The organism is Mucilaginibacter sp. P4_C11 (assembly GCF_056402115.1).
The window spans coordinates 26,851-53,208 of record NZ_JBFUIA010000023.1; the positions used below are offsets into that span (position 1 = coordinate 26,851).

Sequence of the window (26,358 nt, forward strand, 5' to 3'; positions counted from 1 at the left end):
GAGCTATATTCTAATCAGGGCAAACGTAGTTAAATATTTATGGACGCTAAGGCGTTATTAATATTTCCAACGGAGTAAGCGTATGATGCCAGCAAGATATAACCATCAAATGATAGCTTGTGTTTATTGCCTGATCCTGGTTTAAAAGATGCAAAGCGGTTCGGTACCTGTTTTAACCAACAGCAGGCACCAAAATTTAGATGCGTTTACATTACGTAAAATATCATTTTTAGTGTTAACCATGAATAAAATATAAAATGTTGATTATTAATATTTTATAACATTTAAAACCTGAAATGTGTTAAGTTATGTTAACCCAATCTCTTTGCGTTTGCCTTGAATTCCGAATAAAAACAATTTGCAATTACCACAAGTTTGTTACTATATTTATATAGCGTAACCAAGTCGCATTATTCTCCCTGCAAGCCACCTGGTTACTAAAACCAATTATACCTTTAAAAATAAGGAGGCTGTCATGAACGTAGTTCATAAAATTGAACATTGGGGCGATACACATCACCCTAAATTCCTTGATCTTGTACGTATTGCGCTTGGGGTATTTTTATTGCTGAAAGGCGTAGCCTTTATGGAAAATACAGCCTACCTGCGCGATCTGATCGAAAGCCAGGATGTTGTTGATCTTTCGCCCGGCGTATTGATGGTTTTGGTTTATTACGTAACCTTTGCCCACATGATTGGCGGCATCCTGATAACACTTGGGATATTTACCCGGCTTGCATCTATTTTCCAGATTCCTATTGTATTGGGTGCAGTGTTTTTAACAGGCATTTTCAAGGAGCCCATAAACACACTGGAATGGCCATCTGTAACCGCATTAATCCTCCTGGTAATGTTCACCATTTTAGGCTCCGGCCCAATTTCGTTGGATAGGTACCTGGAAGGATAGTTTTTAGATGTGCAGATATGCAGATTTCAGATGTGCAGATGAAGGAATTGATATGCACATAAGCAAATTTCAAATGTGCAAATCAAAATCATCTGAAATTTGCACATCTGAAATCTGCACATCTAATAACCCGTCACTGCTTCATCCACATAGCACCATAGCCATCTTTCGCCGGGCTCGGCCGATATTACTACCGGGTGGCCGGTGGCTTCAAAATGTTTGGTCATATGGGTATTGGGCGAGCTATCGCAGCATAGCGTAACACCGCAGGTTTGGCAGGTGCGCAGGTGCATCCATGATGAATGTGTTTTAATGCACTCTTCGCACAGGTAATCCTGCGGTTGTTTAATATCGGTAATTGCCGCCAGGTGCTGGCATATTTCGTCGTCGTTTTGCATATGGTGTTATTAAACTTCAGCTAAATATTTGTGAACAAAACTAATGGCCATTGAGCCTTCGCCCACGGCAGATGCCACCCTGTTCATGGCCCCGGCGCGCACATCGCCGGCGGCAAAAATGCCCGAGCAGCTGGTTTCCAGTAAAAACGGATCGCGCTTAAGTTTCCAAACTTTATTAAAGCTTTCGTAGCTGCGCAACTCGCGCCCGGTTTCTATAAAATCCTTGTTGTTTTTTATAATGTCAAGCTTAATCCAGTCGGTATAGGGTTTGGCGCCAATAAAAATGTACAAGGCAGCGGCCTTATTGGTAAAAGTTTCTTGCGTTATGCAGTTTTTTAAGGTTAATTTTTCCAGGCAGTTACCGCCGTGTGCTTCTACAATCTCGGTATTGCCCAGCACTTCAATGTTTGGCGTTTCGCTAATTTGTGTAATCAAATAGGCCGACATGGTTGCCACCAAATCCTCGCGCCTGATCACGATATGCACTTTGGTGGCATATTTTGAAAGATGCATGGCCGCCTGCCCGGCAGAGTTGCCACCACCAATTACGTAAACATCTTTGCCTGTACAAGCCGATGCCTCTGTAGTGGCTGCGCCATAGTAAATGCCCGCGCCGGTAAAGTTTTCAACGCCTTTAACTTCCAGTTTACGGTAATCAACGCCGGTAGTTATCACTACAGTACGGCTTATAATTTCGGGGCCGTCATCTAAAATAATGGTTTTGTAGCCATCTTTTTGTTTGATATCACTAACCGATTGCGGCGATAAAAATTCGGCACCCAAACGCATGGCCTGCGTAATGGCGCGGCGGGTAAGGTCGGCGCCGCTTAAGCCGGCCGGGAAACCCAGGTAGTTTTCAATCCTTGAGCTGGTGCCTGCCTGTCCGCCCGGGGCTTTACGCTCAATTAACAAGGTTTTTAAACCTTCGGATGCGCCATAAACTGCGGCTGCAAGGCCGGCGGGGCCAGCGCCAATGATTACCACGTCATAAACATCGGTTAATGTTTGGGTGTTTTTTTCAAGCTTGGCGGCTATGCCTTGTATCGATGGTTTTTGTAGATAACTGCCGTCCTCGAAAAATACCATAGGCAGGCAATCGGTAGATAGGTTGTTTAAAGCCAGCAACGTTCCTGCATCCACATTTTTTTCAATATCAAGCCAGCGATAGGGGATAAGGTTGCCGGCCAGGTAATCTTTTATCACGTGTGACTGCGGCGAAAACTGGTATCCAACCAGTTTAATGCCTACAAATTCAGGAATATAACTGTTATGCCAGTCTGCAAGCAAATCATTTATTACCGGGTAAAGTTTTTCTTCCGGCGGATCCCATGGTTTCATAAGGTAATAATCCAGCTGTACGTCGTTAATGGCTTTAATAGCCGCCTCGGTATCGCTATATGCCGTAAGTAATACCCGTTTGGCATCAGGAAATACTTTTTTTGCTTTTTCTAAAAATTTAACGCCTTCCATTTCGGGCATGCGCTGGTCACAAAGAAACAAGGCTACCACATCCGAACCATTTTTGAGTTCGGTAAGCGTTTCCAATGCTTCCTGGGCCGATGTTGTACTTAATATTTTGTACTCTTTGCTGTACTGAGATCGCAGGTCGCGGCTAATAGACCGTAGTACCTGCTGATCATCATCAATTGAAAATATAATAGGTCGATTCATAGGGTTCGCTACAGGTAATAATTAAAAAGAATCAAGACGTTAGATTCAAGAATCAAGAGAGAATGCAATGATAACCTAATCTAAACTTTTTTTCAATAAAGAAACGGCCGGCAGAATATTAACTCTTATGTTTTCGCTTATCTTGACTCTTATATCTTGACTTGATGTTTAATGCTTTAAATAAAAAAATGCTTTACTACCCGTCAATCAGGAAGCAAACACTAAATACGGTACAACCGGGTGTAGATTTTACTTTGATCGATCCTCGGTGTTGTTTTACAATCCGTTGTACTACTTCCAGTCCCATCCCGGTGCCTTTGCCCATCTCTTTGGTTGTAAAAAACGGATCGAAGATCTGACTTTGGATATCTTCCGGAATACCGGGGCCATCGTCGATAATAAAAACTTCCACAAACTCGCGGTCGCGCCGGGTTTTAATGGTCAGGATGCCTTTTTCTGCCGGTTGCATGGCATCAAGGGCATTATCAATAAGGTTGGTCCAAACCTGGTTAAGTTCGCCAATCAGTGCTTTTACTTCGGGCAAAGTTCGGTCAAAATCTTCAACAACGGTAATATTTCCTTTACGAATTTTATACCCCAGCATGGTAAGTGTATTGGTAATACCAATATGGATATCGGCATATTGCTTATCCTGCCCACGGTCCATATGTGTAAAAGTTTTAACAGAACTTACCAGTTCGGCTATCCGTTTGGATGATTCCTGTATATCCTGGATCATTTTTTCGGCCACCAGCTTATTGCTCATCCAGTTAAAAATTGTGGATAAAAATTGCTTCGGGATATAGCTTTTTAAGGCGTCGAGGTTTTCAACCTTGAAGTTGAAGTCAACAAAACTTTCGGCAATTTCGTAGCTGTTTTCTATTTCGTTCTCATCCAGCCATTCGCCAATTTCATCTTCCCGGTGGGTGCGTTGCTTCAGGCTCAGACGGCCTTCATCTTTGGCAGTAAGCACTTTAAACATTTCATTGGTTACGCCATCAACCTGGTCCGAGTCCATTTTTATGGCAAACATACCTTTTATGGCCTCAGGAACCAGTTGCAGGTGTTTGCTTAGAGAAGTAGAATCGCGCACTATGGCCGATGCAGGGTTATTCAACTCGTGAGCCAGTCCGGCTGATAGTTTGCCCAGCGCCATCATTTTTTCGTTTTGCTGCTGCAAGGCTGTAAAATCGCGAACGCGGTTGGTCATGATATGTACCAGTGCCTGGGTAAGCTCAAAATGATTTTTTATCATTTCGGTGATCCGTTCGGTGGGGAAACTCAATACCCGCAATTCGCCAATAGCTTCGGCAAAGCCCTTAGAAACCAGTCCGCGTGAAAACGGAAGATACCCTGTTATATTTCCCGGCCCTACGGCAACAAAATCGCGTCGGCCGCGGCTTTGCAGCATATAAAAACGCATGCTGCCTTCAACAATAATATGTGGGCCGGTCATTGGCTTGCCTGGCTCATTGAGCATGGTGCCATCTTCAAATGTATTGTATTCGCTATTATCTATCAGCCACTGTAGCTGATCATCCGGGACATGCTCTAAAGCTTCGAGCGATTTAAGCCAGGATACGGTTACCTCTTGCATAAAATAAAATTAGGGATTATTATTTAATGCGCGGGAATAGGAGAGAAAAAATTGCAAAGCGATGTTATCTGAACCGGAATTAAACGAATTGAAGAATTTATCGAATTTCAATAAATCAATAATTCAATAATTCAATAAATTCGTTTAATTCCGGTTCAGACAATGACATCTACACCCACTTACTCAAAAACACCCCAAAAGCATCTTTGTACTGATCGCCAACGGTGATGTTTATTTTGCCAATTTGCAGGGCGTTGCGGGTAATGGAGTTTATTTTATCTAACGATACAATGAACGAGCGGTGCACCCGCATAAAACGTTTTGATGGCAGTTTTTCTTCCAGCGACTTTAAACTGGTGAGCGATAGCAGGGCTTTCTCGGTGCCTTGCAGGTATATTTTAACGTAATCTTTCAGGCCCTCTATGTACAGGATATCTTTAAGCGCTATACGTACCAGTTGGTACTCTATCTTTAAAAACAGGTAATCGTCCTCAATGCGGTGCTCTTCGGGAACAGCTGTTGCTGCGGGAGCAGGGTTGGCTGAGCGTTGTAACAGCTCGGCATAGCTTAATGCTTTGTTGGCAGCATGCAAAAACTCTTCATAATTAAAAGGCTTCAGCAGGTAATCCAGTGCGTCAACCTTATAGCCTTCCAACGCAAACTGGTTGTAAGCCGTGGTGAAAATAATGCGTGGCTTGTTTGAGCCCCGGCTATCCAGCACACGGGCCAGTTCGATGCCGTTAAGGTTAGGCATCTGTATATCCAAAAAAATAAGGTCAACTTTTTGGTCCTGTAAACCTACCAGCGCTTCAACCGCGCTGCTGTAGCGGCCTGTAAGTTTTAAAAATGGTGTTTGCTCAATAAATGCGCAAACCAGGCCAAGGGCCAGGGGTTCATCATCAACGGCAATACAGTTTAATATCATGACAGGTTGAGTGTTAAGTGAACTTTATAAGTATTGGCACCAGGATCTTCGTTTATATCCAATGTGTATTTTTGGGCATACAACAAATCTAAACGGCGCAAGGTATTGGTAAGGCCAATGCCTTTGTTTTCTTCCAGGTTGGGGTTGGCGTCTTTATAAATCGAATTTTCTACCCGCAATTCCAGTAGCTCTGCATTTTGTTCAACACTAATCAGGATGTCGCTGGGCAGCGTCGCGCTTATGCCATGTTTAAAAGCATTCTCCACAAAAGGTAAAAATATCATGGGGGCAACGGTCATATCGTTAACCGTGGCGGGCGAATTAAATGTAACCTTCACCTTATCGGTAAGCCGCAGTTCCATCAGGCTGATGTAGTCTTTTATAAAGGCTATTTCCTGGCTTAACAATGCTGTGCCGTGTTGGGTATCATACAACACGTACCGCATCATTCGCGAAAGCTGGTGAATGGCTTTGCGCGATGTTTCGGCATTGATATGTGTAAGCGCGTAAATGTTATTCAAGGTATTGAAAAAGAAATGCGGGTTGATCTGCGCTTTCAGGAAGGATAACTCCGAACTGATTTTGTCCTGCTCTAAAGTTTCGCGCAGCCTGATATCGGCCTGCCACTTTTGGATGGCGGTGATGCTGGTGCTGATGCCTAAAACCAATGCCATAATAAAGATTACCGCATAATCGAAGATACGGTTCCGTTCGCCGTGTCTTGGCGGGCCATGTTTATGGATAGCATTATCCATTAACAGGTGCATGTTCAATGAACGGTCAATGAAAATGTTTAATATATATATAACTGCTACCAGGGTAATTATAAATATGAAGTACATGCCTGTCCGGTTTTTTAACAGGTACACAGGCACAAACACAATAGCGTTGATGTAAAATGCAGTTACCAGCATAATGATAAACAATGCCTGTTTTATCCAGAACTGGTAAGGCAATACAATATCCCACGTAAGGGGTTGATATAAAAATAACGCGAAGCCCAGCACTACCCATGTTAACACATGAATAAGGATAGTAATGGTACTGCTTTTTGATTTAAGGCTCATTTTTGATTTGAATCAGGAGTCAAGATACGAGAATCAGGACTATTAATGTTTTTTATTTTTTCGACAGAAAATCTTGACCTGAGATTTTCGATTACGGTTTAATAATCGTTCAATATTACTAAACCATTTGGTTATCAGGCAACCATAATCGCCTAACAGGCACAACTTGCCGACAAATGGCTAAAATTAACCGTTGAATACTGTAATTGGAGTTTAATACTCCAAATACATGATTCTATAGGCAAAAAACATGCCTTCGTCTACATTTACTATGCCTCTGTCTATTGCGTTTTTTGGGGTGGTGCTGATGTTATTGCTTTGTGTTGCAAATAAGCCACAACACAATGAAACTTAAATTTACATACCTGATAATTGCAGCATTGCTGTTTAGCCTTACAACCTTTGCTCAAACGGGCAGGCGGGTTAAGGGCACCGTAACAGACTCAACAGGGGTAACCTTGCCGGGCACAACTGTTAAACTGTTAACCGGCACCGATAGTACCAAGGTAATTACCGATAGTAAAGGAGCTTTTACTTTTGATGATGTAAAAGTTAACCAGTTTAGCCTGGTTTTAAACTCAATAGGTTACCAGGGACTGCGCCGCCGTTTTGTATTGGATAATGCCAATACCCCTGTATTTTTAAAGCCCATCATTCTTAAAAACGACACCTATATGCTTAACACCGTAACCATATCGGATGTTAACCCGGTGAAACTTAAGGAAGATACAATTGAATTTAACGCCGCAGCTTACCCGGTACGTGATAATGCGCCTGTAGAGGATGTCATCAAAAAACTACCCGGCGTTGATGTTGATAAAGATGGCAATATTACCGCCCAGGGTAAAAGCGTAACCAAGGTAAGGGTAAACGGGAAAGAGTTTTTTGGCGGCGATTTAAAATCGGCTACCAAAAACCTGCCGGCCGATATTGTGCAAAATATCCAAATTATAGATGATTATGGCGATCAGGCAAATCTTACAGGCGTAAAAAGCGGCGAGCCCGAGAAAATTCTGAACATTACCATAAAGCAAAGTAAAAACTACGGCTACTTTGGCCAGGCCAGTCTGGGCGGGGGCAGGGATGCCATACCCGGTATAGCAAACAGCCAGGAAAGTAACCGGTATGTAGCATCGGCAAATTTTTTCAAATTCAACGGCGATCAGCAACTGGCTTTTTTAGGTAACCTGAATAATACCAATACCAACTTGTTTACGTTTAACGGCGGCGGTCCAAGGGGCGGTGGTCCGGGCGGCCCGCCGGGGGGCAACAGTAGCAATACCAATGGTATTACCACAGCCCGCTCATTTGGGCTTAACTACCGCGATAGCTGGGGCAAAAAAGTTACTGCGTATGGCAGCTATAGCTTTGCCGATAATTCGGTATATACGCTTAACAAAACTATTCAAAATAACTTATCTACATCAAACCCAAGCACCAATACCAATAACAATACCCAAAACGACGAGAAGCTTAACCATCGTTTCAACTTCAATATCGAAATTAAACCGGATACAGTTAACTATATTAAAATTACACCATCGTTTGCTTATGCACGGGTAACTACCACTCAAATTGGCAGCAGCTTGCTGGTTGATAAGGCCCAAACTTTATCTAACTATAATTTTGATACCTACAGTAATCAAACCGAACCAAATTATGGTGCCAATGTGTTATTTAACCACCGTTTTGCCCGTAAAGGCCGCAATTTTAGCCTGAATGTGGGGGCCGGGTCATACAAGATCAATAAATACCAAAACCCGGTTTACACTTACCTGGATGGGGCTGCAAACGCGCCGCTAAACCAATTTATTAATACCGACAGCCGCACCGATAGTGTGGGCACAAGCGTATCGTTTTTAGAGCCGGTAAGTAAAAAAGGCTATCTTGAACTAACCTACGCCTATCATTACGCCTATACCACAGCCGATAAACTAACAGATACGCTAAATATTGATGGCGTAACCAAAGATTATTATGGCTTGCTGAGCAACAATTATAACTCCACGTTTATTACCAACCGTTTTGGCCTAAACTATCGTTTTATCGATAAAAAGTATAACTACACGTTGGGTTTAGTAGCACAGCCAACCATATTGCGTGGGCAATCATTAACCAATGGTGCTTCGCCAACAGATAGCCATACGTTTAACTTAGCGCCTAACGCCAGGTTTATTTATAACTTCTCGCGCAATCAGTCGTTGAGCTTAAACTATAACGGTGCCAGCAATCAGCCAACTTATACCGAACTACAGCCTGTTACCGATTTTAGCAATGCATCGTACCCCGTACAAGGTAACCCCGATTTAAAGCCGGAGTTTAATAACAACCTGTCCATCCGGTACAACAAGTTTAATTTCGAGAGTGGTAACGTGTTTTTTAGTAATTTATCTTTCACCACAACCGATAATAAGATAGTAGCTAACACCATCAATTATCCTAAAACGTACACGCCGAACAGTAAATTGGCCGGGAGCATTTTAACGCAGTATTTAAATGCCGATGGGTTTTACTCGGCACAAGGTTTTTATGTATTTGCCAAACCATGGGATAAAAGAAAATATAATTTATTCTTTATAGGCAACGTTGCATACAATAATAACATCTCTTATATAACTAATGTCGATTCGACAAGTTATGCCATGACAACCGAGAAAAATATAGCTAAAAACCTGGTGCTATCGCAAGGCGTAAAATTCAGGCTGAGTATTACTGATGTTGTAGATGCCGAGGCCAGCACAACCTATGCGGTTAATAAATCGAATAATTCGATCACCACGGCCAATATCAATAATAATTTCAGCTCGCTTAACCTGGGTATCAACGGTAAAAATTATTTGTGGAAGGACTGGACCCTGAGTTATGATTACTCCAAGATGTTTTACTATGGTTACAAAGGTGCAACCAACCCCAATATATTAAATACCTATGTTGAGCGCAGATTTTTAAAAGGAAACGCGGGTACCATCCGCCTATCAGCAATGGATGTGTTTAACCAAAACACGGGTTACACCAGCACACAAAGCGGCAGCTATGTAACCCAAACCAGCAGCAACAGGCTGGGCAGGTATTATTTGTTAAGCTTTACCCTTAAGTTACAGAAATTTGCAGGTAAAAAACCAACAATGGGTCCCGGTGGTCCCGGCGGACCTGGCCCTGGAGGCCCGCCTCCGGGTGGCGGCCCTGGCGGTGGCCCGTTTTAATGAGGGATAAAGCCTGAAAAGATATTTAAAATCTGGCCATCCCTGAGAAAGATGGCAAGCAATGATCATACGCGAGGTTGATCTGGATTTAGTTGATGTTATTGGTTTAAGCAATAACAGAGCGTCCCGGGGGTGAGATACCGGGACGCTTTTTTATGTTAAAACTCGTAATTGATGCCTGCTTTTATGCTGTTTGCATTTATGGTATAGTCCCTGCTATTGGTAATTGCCGCAGGGGTAGAGTAGGAAACGTATATGTCAACCTTTTTAGCCACAGTTATGCCCAGTTTAATAGGGAAGCTTATTAAGCCCGATGAAAGGGACAGGTAATTAGGGATAGTTGTTTGAAGATGGCTATTGTATATGTAGTTGCCCGTGGTTTTTACAAAGGCGTATGATATACCCGCATCAATAAAAAACTTAAAAGCGTTGGTGTTATAAATGTTGTAAATGACCTGCGGATTAAGAATAACCAAAAATTCCTTCACATTAAAATCAGATCTTGGTATATCGGGTTGGTTAAAGTAAAGCTCAACAGAGTTTTTATAAGCCGCGCCCGTTACCATTACTTCGCCACGTACAATAAGTTTACCAACGCTGGGGTTGGGATATAAGTTTACACCTGCCGATAGCGCCGGGTATACCGATGTTGTGTTTTTTGCATCATAAAACCTGTTGCCCTGGCCGGCAGCCAGGCTGGTTGTAAACAGTGTAGCATTAACTCCCACGCCCGCAAAGAATTTCCACGCCGATTTACTACCGTAGTTTTTTTTATCAACCGTAATGTTATTAAGCTTTTGCGAAATGCTTTTCAAATCGGGGAAACTGTAGGTGGCGTTTTCTATTTCGCTTTTTAATTTCTCAGATGTTGGGTTGTATTTAATGGCCAGGTCATACAGTTGTGGGATATAAATATTTTCTATTCGGGTTTGTACGCCATGCTCTGGCAAATAATAAATCCGGTAAACAAGTTCCTTAACCTGTCCGGTCTTGTTATCGCCAATAAAAAACCTCGTCTTTTTGGCATCAATGTATGAATACAAGGTTACATTAGGGCCATTTTGCTCCACCCTTAAAAATACCACATCCTGCTTTTGGGTCGAATCAACTCCTGTTTGTAATTTTGAAGTGTTGGTTTCATCCATGCTGATCTCCCCGGAGTATCTTTGATAAATAGACGAATTAATTAATTCAAAATAGCTTATATCATCTACCGTATAGGTTTTAACTCCTGTCGTGCTTTTAAATTCTACGCTTTTGGGATTGCCAAACCATTCTTTCTGGTTTATTTCGCCACGTAAGGTGTCACCTTTAAGGGTAACAACATAGCCTGGCTTATAATTGCTTTGCGCCATGGCTGCGGCAGGAAGCATAAACGCCGCCAAAATGAGTTTGTGTAGGTGTTTCATGAGATAAGGATTAGTTGAAATATTGTTTAGTTAAAAGTATAATTTAGTACTATTTGAACAGCACTTACCTGTATATAGTAGGCATCGGTGTTGGTAAAAGTTGCATTAGGGATATAAGCTACAGATACATCAAACTTTTTATTGATTATCGCGCCGACATGAAATGGGAATGAAGTCCATTTGGATAGTAATCCGTAGGGGTTGGCATTTTGCGTAATTGTACCGCTACTGTTATAAACTATTTTGCTTTTATAGCTCGATATATTTAATGATGCACCTACAGCGCCGTAAAATTTAAGATCGTCGGTATTATAAAAGTTGTACAGAATCTGAGGGATTAAGGAAAACGTATTTTGATTAAGCGAGTAGTTTTCAGATGAACCGCTGTTTACGGCGCTCCCCGTATATTTATTTGAGGTATAAGCTATTTCGGCCCTGAAAACAAGCTTCCCTGTATTCGGATTGGCCAATACGTTTACCCCGGCAGCAATCCTTGGGAAAAAGGAGGTCGGCTTTGCGCTTTTTCCTGTCGTCCCGGCGGTGCTTACAGATGGATCAAAATCAGCAAAAGCTTTATCAGATGATATTTTACTGATATTAACCCCTGCTGATGCAAAAAAGAAGGTTCCTTTCTTTTTACCTGTAACAACTTCATCATCTTTAGCGGTACTATGATTGATCATTCTTGATACTTCTACCAGGTCGTTATAATTATAATCTGCTTTTTCTATCCTTATTTTGAGGTTTTGGCTACCGTTAAATTTCTCGGATAACAGATATAGCTGCTGCATATAGCCATTTTCGTTTACGGTTTTGCCATCGTTGTTATAAATCCGGTAAACCAGTTCTACAGGTTGGTTGTCTTTGGTTTCGGTAACAAAAAAATGATCTTTTTTGCTGTCGGCGTATTCAAACAAGGTGATTTTAGCGCCCTTTTGAATGATTTTCAGGAACACAGTATCGGTAATGGTGCTTGCATCGCGGCCGGTAGGCAGATTTGAGATATTTGTTGGGTCGTTGTTCAGCAATCCGGCATAACGCTGATAGGCCTCCAGGTTAGTTGCAGAGAAAAATGTAATGTCGTTTACACCAAGTTCGCGGCTGTTTTTATTATCCGCTGTTGTCTTAAAACTGATCTTTTTGGGGTTAACAGCCCATTCTTTAATGTTGATGAAGCCACGTAAAGTATCGCCTTTAAGGGTAACAACATAACCTGGTTTGTAATTACTTTGCGCTACAGAAAATAAAGGCAATAATAATGCCGGAAGCAGGAGTTTGTAATAAGGTTTCATTAGGGAATAATTGGATTTAATCTGGCAGCAAGATATAAAAATATATCACTTAAAAGAAAATGTGACGTGTCGTTTTTTTAGTGGCGTAAAAAAAATGCGACAATCAGCTATTTTTACAATTATTGGCTATATTTATCGCATCAATTGTAAAATAAGCTGAATGAAACCGCAGTTACTAAAAGTTTCTTCGGGCCCTGCACACTCATTTAGTGTGCGGCACGATGTATTGCCCGATATCAACAACCGCTGGCATTGCCACCCCGAATTGGAACTCATTTACCTGAAAAAGGGAAGCGGTACCCAGTTTATTGGCGATAGTATAAAGCAATTCAAATCGGGCGATATGGTACTGGTTGGCCCCAACCTGCCGCATTACTGGCGTTTTGACGATTTGTATTTTAATTCCGGTGAAAATAACGGAGTGGAGGTTTTTGTAGTACACTTTTGTGAAAACTTTTGGGGCGATCAATTTTTACAACTGCCCGAAAATAAATTAATAAAAGTGCTGCTCGAGAAATCAAAACGCGGGTTGCAGGTTACCGGTGGCACAAAAGAAAAAGTGGCCGTACAGATGGCCGCGATGTTAAGTACAGACGGTGCCGAGCGCATTATTATGCTGCTGAAGGCATTAAACGCTATTGCCACCAGTGCCCCCTCAAGTTACATGGCCTCCATTGGTTTTAAATATGATCATAACGATTCGGAAAATGACAGGTTGAACGGCATTTATGAATACTCGATGCAAAATTTCAGGAAAAAGATTTACCTGGATGAGATTGCCGAGATAGCGGGCGTAAGTTCCAACTCGTTTTGCCGGTACTTTAAATCAAAAACCCGCAAAACCTTCTCGCAGTTTATTATCGAAATAAAAGTTGGCCACGCCTGTAAATTACTGATAGAAGATAAGCTGAACATTAAACAGCTATGTTACGATAGCGGGTTTAATAACTTTTCAACGTTTCATAAACATTTTAAGCTGGTAACCGGCAAAAGCCCGCTGATGTACCAGAAGGAGTTTATTAAAAATTCGTAAGCTGTTGCTAAGCCCCTCTAAATAGCTTGGCTTTCAGGAGCGCCAAAATCGGTCAAACCGCGAATAATCTCCTGCGGTTGACGATACTTTCATTAGCTATTTTTTTATTTCTCCCTGCCGGAGAAATATGGAAAGGGGGCACTTTCTTATGCCAAAAAAGCTGAATGTTTTAACCATTTTATGCCAACTATTTACCTGTAAACTTTATTTCTTTGTATAACCGATATACTACTTTTTAAATCTATTTATGGCCCACCGATATTGTTTAACGCTTGATTTGGTTGACGATGCCAAGCTGATTGCCGAATACGAAAAATACCACCAGGCTATCTGGCCCGAGATTCACAAAAGTATTACCGAGTATGGTATCACCAACATGGAAATTTATCGTTTTGATGTGCGCCTGTTTATGATCATAGAAACCGATGATACTTTCAGTTTCGAAAAAAAGTCGGCCGCCGATGTCGCCAATCCAAAAGTGCAGGAATGGGAAAACCTGATGTGGAAGTATCAGCAGGCTGTTAAAGGGGCCCAAAAAGGCGAGAAATGGGTTTTAATGGATAAAATATTTCAGCTATAAATAACCTGTCAACTAAATTATAAACCTCATGTTCAAAAAACTTCAATTATCTATGCTGGTGATGCTGGTAGCCGTTTTATCGGCATCGGCACAACAAAAAACAATTGGCGCCGAAACCGATGCCCAAAAAGAAAAACGTATGGAATGGTGGAAAGACAGCCGCTTTGGTATGTTTATTCACTGGGGATTATACTCAGGTGCGGCAAGGCACGAGTGGGTAAAGCATAACGAGAAAATTGACAACGCCGGCTACCAGAAATATTTCGAACAGTTTAACCCCGATTATTTTGATCCGCAGAAGTGGGCCAAACAGGCGAAGGCTGCCGGTATGAAGTACGCGGTACTCACCACTAAACACCATGAAGGTTTTTGCCTCTTTGATTCAAAATATACCGATTATAAAGCGCCTAACACCCAGGCCAAACGCGATTTGGTACGCGAGTATGTAAACGCTTTCCGTGGGCAGGGGCTTAAAGTAGGTTTTTACTATTCATTGTTAGACTGGCACCACCCTGATTACACGATTGATGAAATTCATCCGCAATCGCCAAAAGATAAAAGCGACGCCAGCTATGCCAGGCTGAATAAAAACCGCGATATGGCCAAATACCGTCAGTACATGCGCAACCAGATAACCGAGTTGCTAACTAACTATGGTAAAATTGATATCCTTTGGCTCGATTTTTCTTTTCCCCGCGGCGATGGACATGGCAAGGGTAAAGACGAGTGGGGATCTGTTGAGCTGTTAAAACTAATCAGGAAATTACAGCCGGGTATCATTGTAGATAACCGCCTTAACCTGGAAGAATATAAAGATGGTGCCGACTTTGAAACGCCGGAACAGGTAGGCACAGCCGAACTGGCCAAATACCGTGGTAAAACCTGGGAAACCTGCCAAACATTTTCGGGTTCATGGGGATATTATCGCGATGAAAATACATGGAAAACCCACCGCCAGTTACTGGATTTGCTGATAACATCGGTAAGCAATGGTGGTAACCTTATCCTTAACGTAGGCCCAACCGCCCGTGGCGAATTTGATTATCGCGCCACAAACGCGCTGGATAGTTTGGCACACTGGATGCATGCTAACGATAAATCAATTTACAACTGTACCTATGCCCCCGATACTTATAAGATACCCGAGGGAGCAAAGCTTACATACAATAAGGCTACAAAAAAACTATATGTGCAATTGTTTGATTACCCCAAGGGTAAGCTGGTACTGCCTGGTTACGCCGGAAAGATTAAATACGCGCAGTTTTTAAACGATCACTCGGAGTTGTTATACAAAACATCAGGATCTGATGACCTGGAGGTTACCATGCCGGCCAAACCGCCGTATGAGATACCGGTTATTGAGTTATCGCTTAATTAGCATTGGTTAGTCCATGGTCCATAGACCATCGTCTGATCTTATAAAAATACAAATACGATATAATGTCGCAAAAAGAAATATTTTTAAGAATACACCTGCATGATAATGTGCTGGTTGCGCTGCAAAACCTGGAGTTGGGTACCCTAATTAATTTTGAGGGCGAGAGCTTCCCGTTGGTTGACCGTGTGGCGGCCAAACACAAATTTGCGATTAATGAATTGGTGCAGGGCGCCGAAATTTATATGTATGGCGTATTGGTAGGTAAGGCTACGGTAACTATACCAAAAGGTGGCTTGCTTACTACGGCCAATGTGCACCACGCATCGGAGGGCTTTCACTTAGGCGAGCGCAAGCTGAGCTGGCACCAGCCCGATACCTCAAATTTTGCAGGCAAAACATTTAACGGTTATCACCGTGCCGATGGATCGGTAGGTACTGCAAATTACTGGATAGTAGTACCACTGGTATTTTGCGAAAACCGGAATATCCAGGTTTTAAAGGAGGCTTTGGTTGATAAGCTTGGCTATAAAAAAGCCAAAAGCTACGAGGGCGATGTGGAGCAACTCATGGAACTTTACCAGGCAGGTAAATCTGTTGAAGAGATTTTGAATGCTGATATTCAGTTAAGCGCCGATAAACCAAATTCAAAACGTTTGTTTAAAAATATTGATGGTATCAAGTTCCTGAACCACAGTATGGGCTGCGGTGGTACCAAAGATGATTCGGACGCTTTGTGCGGATTGATTGCCGGCTATATTACCCATCCAAACGTTGCCGGTGCCACGGTGTTGAGCCTGGGCTGCCAGCATGCACAGGTAAGTATTTTGCAGGCCGAGATTGTCAAACGCGATCCGGCTTTTAATAAACCAATGGTGGTATTAGAGCAGCAAAAAGTGGGCACCGAAAGCGAATTGCTGAAACAAGCCCTAAAACAAACTTTTGCCGGCCTGGTACAGGCTAACCAAACTCAACGCCAGCCCGCACCGCTATCAAAGCTGTGCATTGGTATGGAGTGTGGTGGCTCTGATGGTTTCTCGGGCATTTCGGCAAACCCGGCTTTGGGTTATGTATCAGATTTGCTGGTTACCATGGGCGGCTCGGTAATCCTGGCCGAATTTCCCGAGCTTTGCGGGGTAGAACAGGAACTGAGTGACCGTTGTGCCGACGTGGAAACTGCCAACCGCTTTATGCAGTTAATGACCACCTACAATGCCCGTGCCGAGGCCGATGGGTCGGGCTTTTACGCCAATCCATCGCCAGGCAATATTCGCGACGGTTTAATCACTGATGCCATTAAATCGGCCGGAGCAGCCAAAAAAGGCGGTACATCGCCGGTAACAGCCGTGTTGGATTATCCCGAAAAGGTAACCAGGCCAGGCTTAAACCTGTTGTGTACTCCCGGCAGCGATGTGGAAAGTACTACGGCCGAAGTAGGATCGGGCGCAAATATTGTATTGTTTACAACGGGTTTGGGTACACCTACAGGTAACCCCATTACCCCGGTGATTAAACTATCAACCAATACGGTAATGTTTGAGCGTATGCCTGATATTATCGATATTAACTGCGGCACCATCATCGAGGGCGACGAAACTATCCGGCAGGCCGGCGAACGGATCCTGAACTATGTGATACAGGTTGCCAATGGCGAAGTTGAACCAAAATCGGTAAAGCTTGGCCAGGACGATTTTATACCGTGGAAAAGAGGAGTGTCGCTGTAAAAAGCCCAAAGCCCCCTCTAAATCTCCCCCTGAAGGGGGAGACTTTAAAAAGAATACTTTAAAGGAGAGAAGGATAGGCTAATAGTTTCAATTTTGGTAAACAATAATTAAAAATAAGATAAAACAAAAAGTCTCCCCCTTCAGGGGGAGATTTAGAGGGGGCAATATGTTCAAATTAACCAATAAATCAGCAGTAATAACCGGCGGTGGCAGCGGGATAGGCAGGGCAATGTCGATACTTTTTGCGCAGCAAGGCGCTGCTGTGCACATCATCGAATTAAATGATATAGCGGCGGCCGATACCGTTGCCGAAATAGAAGCGGCCGGCGGCAAAGCCAAAGGCTATGCCTGCGATGTAAGTAACCAGCAACAAGTAGTGGATACTTTTACAAGTATTGGTGTTATTGATATTTTGATAAATAACGCAGGCATTGCCCACATTGGCCGCGCTGATACCACCAGCACTGCCGATTTTGAAAAAGTATTTAACGTAAATGTAAAAGGTGCTTATAATTGCCTGTACGCCGTTATACCTATGCTAAAGGCAAACGGGGGCGGGGTTATCCTCAATACAGCTTCGATAGCGGCCAGCGTTGGTATTACCGATAGGTTTGCTTACTCCATGAGCAAAGGTGCTATACACGCCATGACACTGTCTGTAGCGCGCGATTATCTTCACGATAACATCCGCTGTAACTGCATTTCGCCGGCACGCATCCATACACCCTTTGTGGATGGCTTTATCGCCAAAAATTATGCGGGGCAGGAAGCCGAGATTTTTGAAAAGCTCTCCAAAAGCCAGCCGATTGGCCGGATGGGCAAATCAGAAGAAGTGGCAGCATTGGCGCTCTATTTATGTTCAGACGAGGCCGGGTTTATCACAGGTACCGATTACCCTATCGATGGCGGCTTTATCACCCTTAATAATTAAACAAAACCATAACAACAAGATACAATGAAGCTTATTAGATTTGGCGAACCCGGCAAAGAAAAAACAGGTATTATCCTTAACAATAAAAAATACGATACTTCAGCTTTTGGCGAAGATTATACCGAGCAGTTTTTTGAAACCGACGGCCTTGCACGTTTAGCCGCCTTTGTAAAAGATGCTGTATTGCCCCAGGTTGCCGATGATGTACGTTTGGGCAGCCCCTTTGCGCGCCCGTCAAAAATCATCTGCATCGGCCTAAATTATGCCGACCATGCGCATGAAACCAATGCACCGCTGCCGCCCGAGCCGGTAATTTTTATGAAAGCTACATCGGCTATTGTAGGCCCAAATGATAATGTTGTGGTGCCTAAAAATTCGGTAAAAACCGATTGGGAGGTTGAGCTTGCCGTAGTTATCGGCAAAAAAGCATCCTATGTTGATGAGGCCGACGCGATGGATTATGTTGCCGGTTATGTTTTGCACAATGACGTATCTGAACGGGAGTTTCAGCTGGAGCGTAACGGCACCTGGGATAAGGGTAAAGGCTGTGATACCTTTGCGCCGCTTGGTCCGTTTTTGGCAACTGCCGATGAGATTGAAGATCCGCACAACCTGCACCTTTGGTTAAAAGTGAATGGCGAAATTATGCAGTACGGTACCACATCAAACTTTATATTTACCCTGCCGCAGGTTATATCTTATACCAGCCAGTTCATGACCTTGTTACCGGGCGATATTATATCAACAGGTACCCCGGCGGGTGTTGGCCTGGGTATGAAACCGCCTGTTTACCTTAAACCCGGCGATGTTATTGAATTGGGTATTGATGGCCTTGGCGAACAAAAACAAAACGTGGTAGCATATGCTTAAAATAGATTCGCACCAGCATTTCTGGATCTTCGACCCTGTGAGGGATAGTTGGATTAGCGACCAAATGCTGGCTATAAAACGTGATTTCTCGCCGGTTGATTTGTTGCCCGTTTTACAACAACACGGCATAGATGGTTGTGTATCTGTACAGGCAAGTCAAACCGATGATGAAACCATGTTTTTGCTGGATCATGCTGCTGCAAACCCGTTTGTTAAGGGGGTAGTAGGCTGGGTAAACCTGCAAGCTGATGACCTTGAAAGCCGATTGCTGCAATATAAAAGCTACGATAAGCTAAAAGGTTTCCGGCATGTTTTGCAATCAGAGCCTGATGATGAATACATGCTGCAACCTGCATTTCAAAAAGGTATAGCCACGCTCGGGAAGTATGGCTATACCTATGATATCCTGATATTTCCTCAGCATCTGCATTTTGCTAATCAACTGGTTGGCAATTTTCCCAATCAGCAATTTGTGGTTGATCATTTGGCCAAGCCACACATCAGGGATAAAAAAATAAGCGGCTGGCAAAAAGATATTGAGGTGCTGGCCAAACATGAAAATGTATCCTGTAAAATTTCGGGAATGCTAACCGAAGCTGATTGGGGCAACTGGAAGGTTGATGATTTTACCCCATACCTCGATATAATATTCAACGCATTTGGGCCGGCCCGTGTCATGTTTGGATCGGATTGGCCGGTTTGCCTGCTGGCAGGCGGTTACGAGGGTACCATGCAGGTAACGCAAAACTATGTTGCTAAGTTATCTGCCACCGAGCAGGAACAATTTTGGGGAGGCAACGCTATTTCGTTTTATAGCTTGTAAGGGTGATATCAATATCCAGACTGATTTTTTCAGTGAAAACTCAACTAAATTGGGTTAACATAACTTAACATATTTTGAGAAAAAATATTATAAATATTTGATTATTAATATGTTGTAAATAATCATGGTTAACGCCGAACACATGCTTGTGCAATTTAAGCGCATCCCAATATTTGCGCCTGTTGTTAGCAAAATCAGTTGCCTAAGCGCCCTGGATCTTTTTACAAGGTTGTGAAGTAAACACAAGGTATCGTTTGATGCCTATAAGCTTTGTTCCGCCAGTTATTATTAAATGACAGATCATAGCCGCTAAATGTTAGATGCATTTGCCCTGCCGATTTTTCGCCCCCTTCTTAATAAACTTACGAAGTTTCCAAAACTTTGTAAGTTCCTGTGCACAGGCGTAAAACGCCTTTTTTTGTCCTCATATTGTAACATTCCCTTAGGTATAAGCGTTCATAAATTATTGGCACATATTTAGCTATATACCGGTAACGATTACAGCTAAAATTAATACTGCTTAAGTTTTTATCACAGTTTTAGATGTGCGTATTAAACAATTTATTTTCAACGTTATGCCTTTTATATTTTTCCAAATCGCTGCACTGCTTGCTGTAATCTGTTTCACAGTTGTTATGTTCATTTTGCGCTCTAAAACACGCAAAAAATCAAATTCTGTTACAAAATATAAAATTGACACCGATACAACCTATGCCCGGTACGCAATTAACGAGAATGGTTTCCTCGAAGAAATAAACGAAGGGAAATTATCAAAGTATAGAAATTAGTATCCACACAGCAAGACATGTAAAAGACGATTGTCCTAAATAAAGAACAATCGTCTTTTAGTATCAAGTAGTTAGTATCAAGTATCAAGATTTTTTGACTTTCAGACTAACCAATTTTTGCAGCTGTCTTGATACTTGATACTCGCTACTTGATACCAGACCGCAGCAGTCTTGATACTTGATACTAACTACTTGATACCAGACTACAGCAGTCTTGATACTAACTACTTGATACTAAATTCTACTTCGCGTTGATATTCTCCGCTCAGTTCATCAGCGCTGGGGCCGTAGCTGCCGGGTATCGGGATGTTTAGCAGGCGCAGGTAAACACCTAACTGGGCGCGATGATGTACAAGCTGGCAAAAGGCAACCCTGATTACTTCGGCCTTGTTATAGTTCTGTAATATAACATCGCCATTGCTTAGTGTCCAGGGTTTCAGCAGGTCTTCTTCGCTGATGTGTTGCAGGGCTTCTTTGCCCTTGGCAACTGATTGTTCCAGCAACTCTAATAAGCCTTGGGCGCTTTCGGCTGTTGGGGGATTATAAGGTTCGGTGGCAAAATTTAATCCATCGGTGTACACGGCCAGCGCAAGCCAGTTTGGCAAATCAACGATGTGTACGGTAAGGTCTTCAATGGTCATGCTTTTTGGGTGCGGCTGCCATTTAAATTTGTCGGTTGGTACAATCTCGAGCATTTTGCGGGTGGTTTGGGCTTCCTGTTCCAACTCCTTTAAAAACATTGGGATAATATTCATAGCGTTTTTGTTTTTGATTTATAATTCAAAGTAACAACCCGCTTGTGACAGCCCTATGTCAACAGCATTTAATAAAGTTTAATTTATTTTATTCGTTTGCCATCGCCAAAAAATCCGGCGTTAGTCTATATTAGTACAGGTTTTAAACCTGCGTTTATGAAAAAAATAACCTTACTCTTATTGCTTCTTAATTTTACCGCGTTCGCCCAGTCGCATAAAAAAGCGATTATCGTGCTTACCTATGATGATGCATTGCCATCGCAACTGGATATAGCGCTGCCGCAACTGGATTCTTTGGGATTTAAGGGAACCTTTTTCCTTACGGGGTATATAACCCATGTAACTATTCCGCGTTGGCGACAGGTTGCTTTAAAGGGACACGAATTAGCTAACCACTCGCTTTATCATCCCTGTTTAACCACTTCGGTAAAAGCCAATCCTGCAAATAATTCGGCCAACTATTCGGTATTTATGATCAAGCGTGAAGTTGCCGAAATGAATAACCTGCTGTATGCCGTCGACGGAAAAACCGGCACACGTACTTACGCTTACCCTTGCACCGAGATAGCTGTTGGTGGTGTAAAATACGCCGATTCGCTGAGCGCAGCCGGCATTATCAAGTACGCGCGCATTGGCGGCGGCCCCGATGCGGTTATAACCGATTTTAAAAAGATTGACCCCATGCAGGTTCCGGCCTGGGGTGTACACGGCGGCGTTACCGGCGATGAATTGATTGCTTTTGTAAAAAAGACACAGCAAAGCGGCGGGTTGGGTGTGTTTATGTTTCATGGTATAGGAGGCGATTATATAACTACACCTGCAGCCGCGCACAAACAATTATTGCTTTACCTAAAGCAACACCCCGACGAAATAGAAGTGCTTACGTTTCAGGACGCGCTTGATGCTGTTAAGCGGATAAATTAACAGGCGTGTTTGGGTGGTATGGTTTATAGGCAAAAGACAGATAGGGTTGCCGCTGTAGCCAGCAATCAATAACATTGGTATCCAATCGTAAACCATGAAACATATTTTACTTTTTTTATTTGCTGTTTTGCCGGCAATTTGCATGGCGCAAAAACCAGTTGCCGAAAGCCTGACGGCCGAATACTTAACCAACCCGGTTGGTATTGATATTAGCCATCCCCGCCTGAGCTGGAAAATTAGTACCACGCAAAGGAATACTTTACAGCAAGCCTATACTATTGTTGTTACTACTGATGCTTCCTTTTCGTCCTCCAAAACCGTTTGGAATACGGGAAAGGTAGCGTCCGATTCATCAGTGTTTGTTACTTATAATGGCGTTGCGCTAAAATCGGCAACACGCTACTATTGGCGGGTAAAACTATGGGATAACCACGGCAATACATCTGCCTGGAGCAAACCAGCTTATTTTGAAACAGGTTTGTTTAACACCACCGACTGGACGGCCAGCTGGGTACAGCCCAAACAAGACAGCTCTCGCACAAAGCCTGCAGTAATGTTACGCAAACAATTTTCGGCAACTAAAAAAGTGGTATCGGCCCGGGTTTATGCTACCGCCCATGGCGTGTATGAGCTATACCTCAACGGCGGCAAAATAGGTAACCAGGTGCTTACTCCCGGTTGGACGGAGTATAAAAAACGCCTGCAATACCAGGTTTATGATGTTACCGCTATGCTACAACCCGGCGATAACGTAATTGGCGCCATGATTGGCGACGGCTGGTTTAAAGGCACGCTGGCTTATATGAACAACTGGGGTTTCTGGGGTAAAAACCTTGCCCTGTTATGCCAGCTACAAATAACTTATGCCGATGGCACTATCGAAAACGTAAACTCAGATGGCTCATGGAAAGGTACCCAAAACGGTCCGGTAACGCTTAACGGCATTTACGATGGCGAAAATTATGATGCCCGTAAAGAAATAACCGGCTGGAATAAGAAAGGGTTTGATGATGTTGCCTGGTTGCCGGTTGATGTAGCCAACAACATCACAAAAAACACATTGGTTGGGGTACAAAGTGTGCAGGTACACCAAATTGCCGAACTGAAGCCCATCGCGATTTTTAAAAGCCCCAAAGGAACCCAAATTATTGATTTTGGACAGGATATGACGGGCTGGATAAGAATGAAAGTGAGTGGGCCGGCCGGAAAAACCGTTACCATAAGGCATGCCGAAGTGTTGGATAAATTTGGTGAGTTTTACACAGCCAACCTGCGCAATGCCGCCGCAACCATTAATTATACCCTGAAGGGCGATGGCGTGGAAACATTTGAGCCGCACTTTACTTTTATGGGTTTCAGGTATATTGCTGTAGAGGGTTTTCCGGGCGAGATTAAGCCTGAGAATTTTACGGCTGTTGTAATACACTCGGATATGGCGGTTACCGGGCAGTTTACCTGTTCAGATACCATGATTAACAAGCTACAACACAATATTCAGTGGGGGCAAAAAGGTAATTTTTTAGATATTCCTACAGATTGCCCGCAGCGCGATGAACGATTGGGCTGGACAGGCGACGCGCAGGTTTTTTCGCGCACGGCGGCATTTAACATGAACGTAGGTCCGTTTTTTGCCAAATGGATGAAGGATGTAGCAGCCGATCAGTTTCCGGATGGCGGGGTGCCTTTTGTGGTGCCCGATGTTTTACAAACCAACCGCGCCACATCGGCGGGCTGGGGCGATGTGGCTGTTATTGTTCCATGGACGATGTACCAGGTTTATGCCGATAAGCGCATTTTACAAACCCAATATCCCAGCATGAAAGCTTACGTTGATAAAATCATCAACAAGGCAGGGGATAGCTACATTTGGCGCGGGGGCAGTGTTTTTGGCGATTGGTTGTTTTACCGTCCGGGCATCTATGACTTTTCGGAGCCGAATGGTTATACCAATCCCGATATGATTGCTACCGCTTTTTATGCATATTCGGCAAAACTGCTTAGCCAGGCCGCGGGCGCTATAGGCAACACCGCCGACGAGAAGAAATACAATGACGTGTTTGAGGGGGTAAAAAAGGCATTCATTCATAATTATATGACCCCTACAGGTCGGATTTTCGCAGACTCGCAAACAGGCTATGTACTGGCATTGAAATTTAACCTGGTACCCGATAGTTTAAAAAGCAGGGCAGCGGCTTACCTTGTTGAGGATGTGCGCAGCCGGAACAACCACCTTTCAACCGGGTTTTTAGGTACGCCTTACCTGTGCCAGGTGTTATCGCAAAATGGGTATACCAATGTGGCTTATGACCTGTTATTGCAAAAGACGTATCCATCATGGCTATACCCTGTAAAAATGGGCGCTACCACCATTTGGGAGCGTTGGGACGGTATTAAAACCGACAGTACTTTCCAGGATAAAGGCATGAACTCCTTTAACCACTACTCGTACGGTGCCGTGGGCGATTGGATGTACCAACATGTTGCCGGCCTGCAAATTGGTAAACCGGGCTATAAAAATATAGTATTGAAACCCGAGCCCGGCCGCCAGTTTACCTTTGCCAAAGCAACTTTTGAAACCATGTATGGCCAGCTGCTTTCTGAGTGGGAGGTTAAAGATGGCACTATGCGCATACATGTTAAAATCCCGGCCAATACCACAGCAGGACTAACACTGCCACAGGCACATGCCGAAGATGTAAAACAGGATGGTAAACCGCTAACGGGTGCCAGTGGCGATGTAAACGGTACAACAGTACAATTAGGATCAGGCGATTATACTTTTAACTATCCCTGGGTTGTGGTGAAAGATAAGGTTGCGGCTAAATAATTTTAACGTGCGCAGAGGGCAATGTTTTGCTCTCTGCGTTATGATTATTATTACCCAACTAACTGGATAAATAACCGCCTTAAAGTCAATTCTGCATCTTTGCACAAACCCGGATGCACCTTTGATGATTGCACCACGGTACTACGTGTAGCAGTAAGCCATCTAAAGCGCGAAGCTATATCCAGTTTGGCTATGGGGCCGGCATCGGGAGCGCCATGGGCTATTTTTTCAAACGATTTAACGTTGTCTTTAAGGCAATCTATATCCAGGCCGGGTGCAAAAGCCGCTATCCTGGCTTCATCTATCGATACAATTGCTTTTAAAAACTTCTGTTTCGGGCAATAAAGTATCACGCCAATATTTACAAACTCCTCGCGCTCTACCCTGGGTACAACGCGTACTACGGCGTACTCAAACAGCTGATCGGGCATTTTTAGCTTCGGTTACAAATATTGCCGATGATGCAATACGGGTTAATAAAAATTGCGCGTAAACTTCCCTGCGCTCTGCCGGTGTTCCGTTTCCTGATTCATCGGTAAGCCAATCATCCGGGATTAAATTCACAATGTTATAAATGTGTTCGGAGGTTAAAATGGATTTAAATTCGGCATCCACCTCATCCAATTCAGATGCTTGCGGAAGCAGTACATGGTCTTTTACCTGCACAAAGGGCCGTTTTGCCGATTCCTGCCAGTTATGCCACGAGTGGTGAAAATACAGGGCTGCGCCATGGTCAATGAGCCACAGCTCTTTGTGCCACATCAGCATGTTGGTGTTGCGGGGGGTACGGTCAACGTTGGTTAGCAGGCAATCAAGCCAAACTATTTTGGATGCCAGTTTAGCATCCAAAGTATTAACAACCGGGTCGTACGTTATTGCACCCGACAAATAATGCAATGCAAGATTAAGCCCGACGCTGAATTTGAGCAGGTCCTGTATCTCCTCGTCGGCCTCAGAACGGCCGAAGGCTTCATCAAGATTAGCAAACACCAGTTCGGGCACTTTAAGGCCCAGCAGGCGGGCTAATTCGCCGCCAATAAGCTCGGCTATCAGCGCCTTTAAGCCCTGGCCGGCCCCGCGGAACTTAAGTACATATAAAAACTCGTCGTCGCCTTCGGCAATAGCCGGCAGCGATCCGCCTTCGCGCAATGGCGTAACATAGCGGATCACCTTAATGGTGCGGAGTTGTGGTGGATTGTAATTCATTTTTCGGTAGAAAATTAGGGCAAATTTATGAGAAATATGGTAGCCTGCATTTT

The 26,358-nt window shown here is 43.4% G+C and carries 21 protein-coding genes; 11 read left to right on the top strand and 10 right to left on the bottom strand.

Annotation, left to right across the window (positions count from 1 at the left end):
- The first annotated feature begins 475 nt into the window (after positions 1-475).
- Positions 476-907, top strand: a complete 432-nt coding sequence (locus AC1DU2_RS20325; protein WP_147058958.1) for a DoxX family protein — start codon at positions 476-478, stop codon at positions 905-907.
- Between the two features lie 122 nt (positions 908-1,029).
- Here the strand turns inward: AC1DU2_RS20325 and AC1DU2_RS20330 are convergent, their stop codons facing one another.
- From AC1DU2_RS20330 to AC1DU2_RS20350, 5 genes are all read right to left on the bottom strand, one after another.
- Positions 1,030-1,305 (bottom strand): UBP-type zinc finger domain-containing protein, encoded by a 276-nt coding sequence (locus tag AC1DU2_RS20330; protein ID WP_477386410.1) that lies wholly within the window; start codon positions 1,303-1,305, stop codon positions 1,030-1,032.
- A 9-nt stretch (positions 1,306-1,314) separates the two neighbouring features.
- Positions 1,315-2,976, bottom strand: a complete 1,662-nt coding sequence (locus AC1DU2_RS20335) for a response regulator (RefSeq protein ID WP_147058964.1) — start codon at positions 2,974-2,976, stop codon at positions 1,315-1,317.
- 196 nt (positions 2,977-3,172) lie between these two features.
- A complete protein-coding gene (locus AC1DU2_RS20340) occupies positions 3,173-4,573 on the bottom strand; it encodes a sensor histidine kinase (protein ID WP_477363716.1) in 1,401 nt (466 codons plus the stop codon).
- A 169-nt stretch (positions 4,574-4,742) separates the two neighbouring features.
- On the bottom strand, positions 4,743-5,498 hold the full coding sequence (locus AC1DU2_RS20345; RefSeq protein ID WP_477386412.1) for a LytR/AlgR family response regulator transcription factor: 756 nt from the start codon (positions 5,496-5,498) through the stop codon (positions 4,743-4,745).
- On the bottom strand, positions 5,495-6,565 hold the full coding sequence (locus AC1DU2_RS20350; RefSeq protein WP_477386414.1) for a sensor histidine kinase: 1,071 nt from the start codon (positions 6,563-6,565) through the stop codon (positions 5,495-5,497). The genes AC1DU2_RS20345 and AC1DU2_RS20350 overlap by 4 nt, the downstream gene beginning before the upstream one ends.
- 344 nt (positions 6,566-6,909) lie before the next feature.
- Here AC1DU2_RS20350 and AC1DU2_RS20355 point away from each other — a divergent pair, with 344 nt between their 5' ends.
- Positions 6,910-9,768 carry an outer membrane beta-barrel protein gene (locus AC1DU2_RS20355; protein ID WP_477386416.1) on the top strand — a complete coding sequence of 953 codons (2,859 nt, stop codon included), beginning with the start codon at positions 6,910-6,912 and terminating at the stop codon, positions 9,766-9,768.
- A gap of 158 nt (positions 9,769-9,926) precedes the next feature.
- Here the strand turns inward: AC1DU2_RS20355 and AC1DU2_RS20360 are convergent, their stop codons facing one another.
- Both AC1DU2_RS20360 and AC1DU2_RS20365 read right to left on the bottom strand, forming a co-directional pair.
- Positions 9,927-11,177, bottom strand: a complete 1,251-nt coding sequence (locus AC1DU2_RS20360) for a hypothetical protein (protein ID WP_477386418.1) — start codon at positions 11,175-11,177, stop codon at positions 9,927-9,929.
- 26 nt (positions 11,178-11,203) lie between these two features.
- Positions 11,204-12,469, bottom strand: coding sequence for a hypothetical protein (locus AC1DU2_RS20365; RefSeq protein WP_477386420.1), 1,266 nt, complete (start codon positions 12,467-12,469; stop codon positions 11,204-11,206).
- A gap of 160 nt (positions 12,470-12,629) precedes the next feature.
- Between AC1DU2_RS20365 and AC1DU2_RS20370 the strand changes: the two genes are divergently transcribed.
- From AC1DU2_RS20370 to AC1DU2_RS20400, 7 genes are all read left to right on the top strand, one after another.
- Positions 12,630-13,502, top strand: a complete 873-nt coding sequence (locus tag AC1DU2_RS20370; protein ID WP_477386422.1) for an AraC family transcriptional regulator — start codon at positions 12,630-12,632, stop codon at positions 13,500-13,502.
- 247 nt (positions 13,503-13,749) lie between these two features.
- A complete protein-coding gene (locus tag AC1DU2_RS20375) occupies positions 13,750-14,082 on the top strand; it encodes an L-rhamnose mutarotase (RefSeq protein WP_477363695.1) in 333 nt (110 codons plus the stop codon).
- A 28-nt stretch (positions 14,083-14,110) separates the two neighbouring features.
- Positions 14,111-15,460, top strand: a complete 1,350-nt coding sequence (locus tag AC1DU2_RS20380) for an alpha-L-fucosidase (protein ID WP_477386424.1) — start codon at positions 14,111-14,113, stop codon at positions 15,458-15,460.
- 62 nt (positions 15,461-15,522) lie between these two features.
- On the top strand, positions 15,523-17,181 hold the full coding sequence (locus AC1DU2_RS20385) for a UxaA family hydrolase (RefSeq protein WP_477386426.1): 1,659 nt from the start codon (positions 15,523-15,525) through the stop codon (positions 17,179-17,181).
- Positions 17,182-17,347: 166 nt separating this feature from the next.
- Entirely contained in the window at positions 17,348-18,112 is a 765-nt protein-coding gene (locus tag AC1DU2_RS20390; protein WP_477386428.1) for an SDR family NAD(P)-dependent oxidoreductase, read from the top strand.
- 24 nt (positions 18,113-18,136) lie between these two features.
- Positions 18,137-18,982 (top strand): fumarylacetoacetate hydrolase family protein, encoded by an 846-nt coding sequence (locus tag AC1DU2_RS20395; RefSeq protein ID WP_477386430.1) that lies wholly within the window; start codon positions 18,137-18,139, stop codon positions 18,980-18,982.
- Positions 18,975-19,805, top strand: coding sequence for an amidohydrolase family protein (locus AC1DU2_RS20400; RefSeq protein WP_477386432.1), 831 nt, complete (start codon positions 18,975-18,977; stop codon positions 19,803-19,805). Before AC1DU2_RS20395 ends, AC1DU2_RS20400 begins: the two co-directional genes overlap by 8 nt.
- Positions 19,806-20,817: 1,012 nt before the next feature.
- Here the strand turns inward: AC1DU2_RS20400 and AC1DU2_RS20405 are convergent.
- A complete protein-coding gene (locus AC1DU2_RS20405; protein WP_477386434.1) occupies positions 20,818-21,348 on the bottom strand; it encodes a DinB family protein in 531 nt (176 codons plus the stop codon).
- Between the two features lie 156 nt (positions 21,349-21,504).
- On the opposite strand from AC1DU2_RS20405, the gene AC1DU2_RS20410 reads away from it, so the two are divergent.
- On the top strand, positions 21,505-22,272 hold the full coding sequence (locus tag AC1DU2_RS20410) for a polysaccharide deacetylase family protein (RefSeq protein ID WP_477386436.1): 768 nt from the start codon (positions 21,505-21,507) through the stop codon (positions 22,270-22,272).
- Between the two features lie 94 nt (positions 22,273-22,366).
- The gene (locus tag AC1DU2_RS20415) at positions 22,367-25,099 is read left to right on the top strand and encodes a glycoside hydrolase family 78 protein (RefSeq protein ID WP_477386438.1); all 2,733 of its coding nucleotides are present in this window, start codon (positions 22,367-22,369) and stop codon (positions 25,097-25,099) included.
- Between the two features lie 50 nt (positions 25,100-25,149).
- Here the strand turns inward: AC1DU2_RS20415 and AC1DU2_RS20420 are convergent, their stop codons facing one another.
- Complete coding sequence (locus tag AC1DU2_RS20420; RefSeq protein WP_147058997.1) at positions 25,150-25,530, bottom strand: DUF3037 domain-containing protein; 381 nt, start codon at positions 25,528-25,530, stop codon at positions 25,150-25,152.
- Positions 25,511-26,305 (bottom strand): HipA family kinase, encoded by a 795-nt coding sequence (locus AC1DU2_RS20425; protein WP_477386440.1) that lies wholly within the window; start codon positions 26,303-26,305, stop codon positions 25,511-25,513. The genes AC1DU2_RS20420 and AC1DU2_RS20425 overlap by 20 nt, the downstream gene beginning before the upstream one ends.
- Between the last annotated feature and the right edge of the window lie 53 nt (positions 26,306-26,358).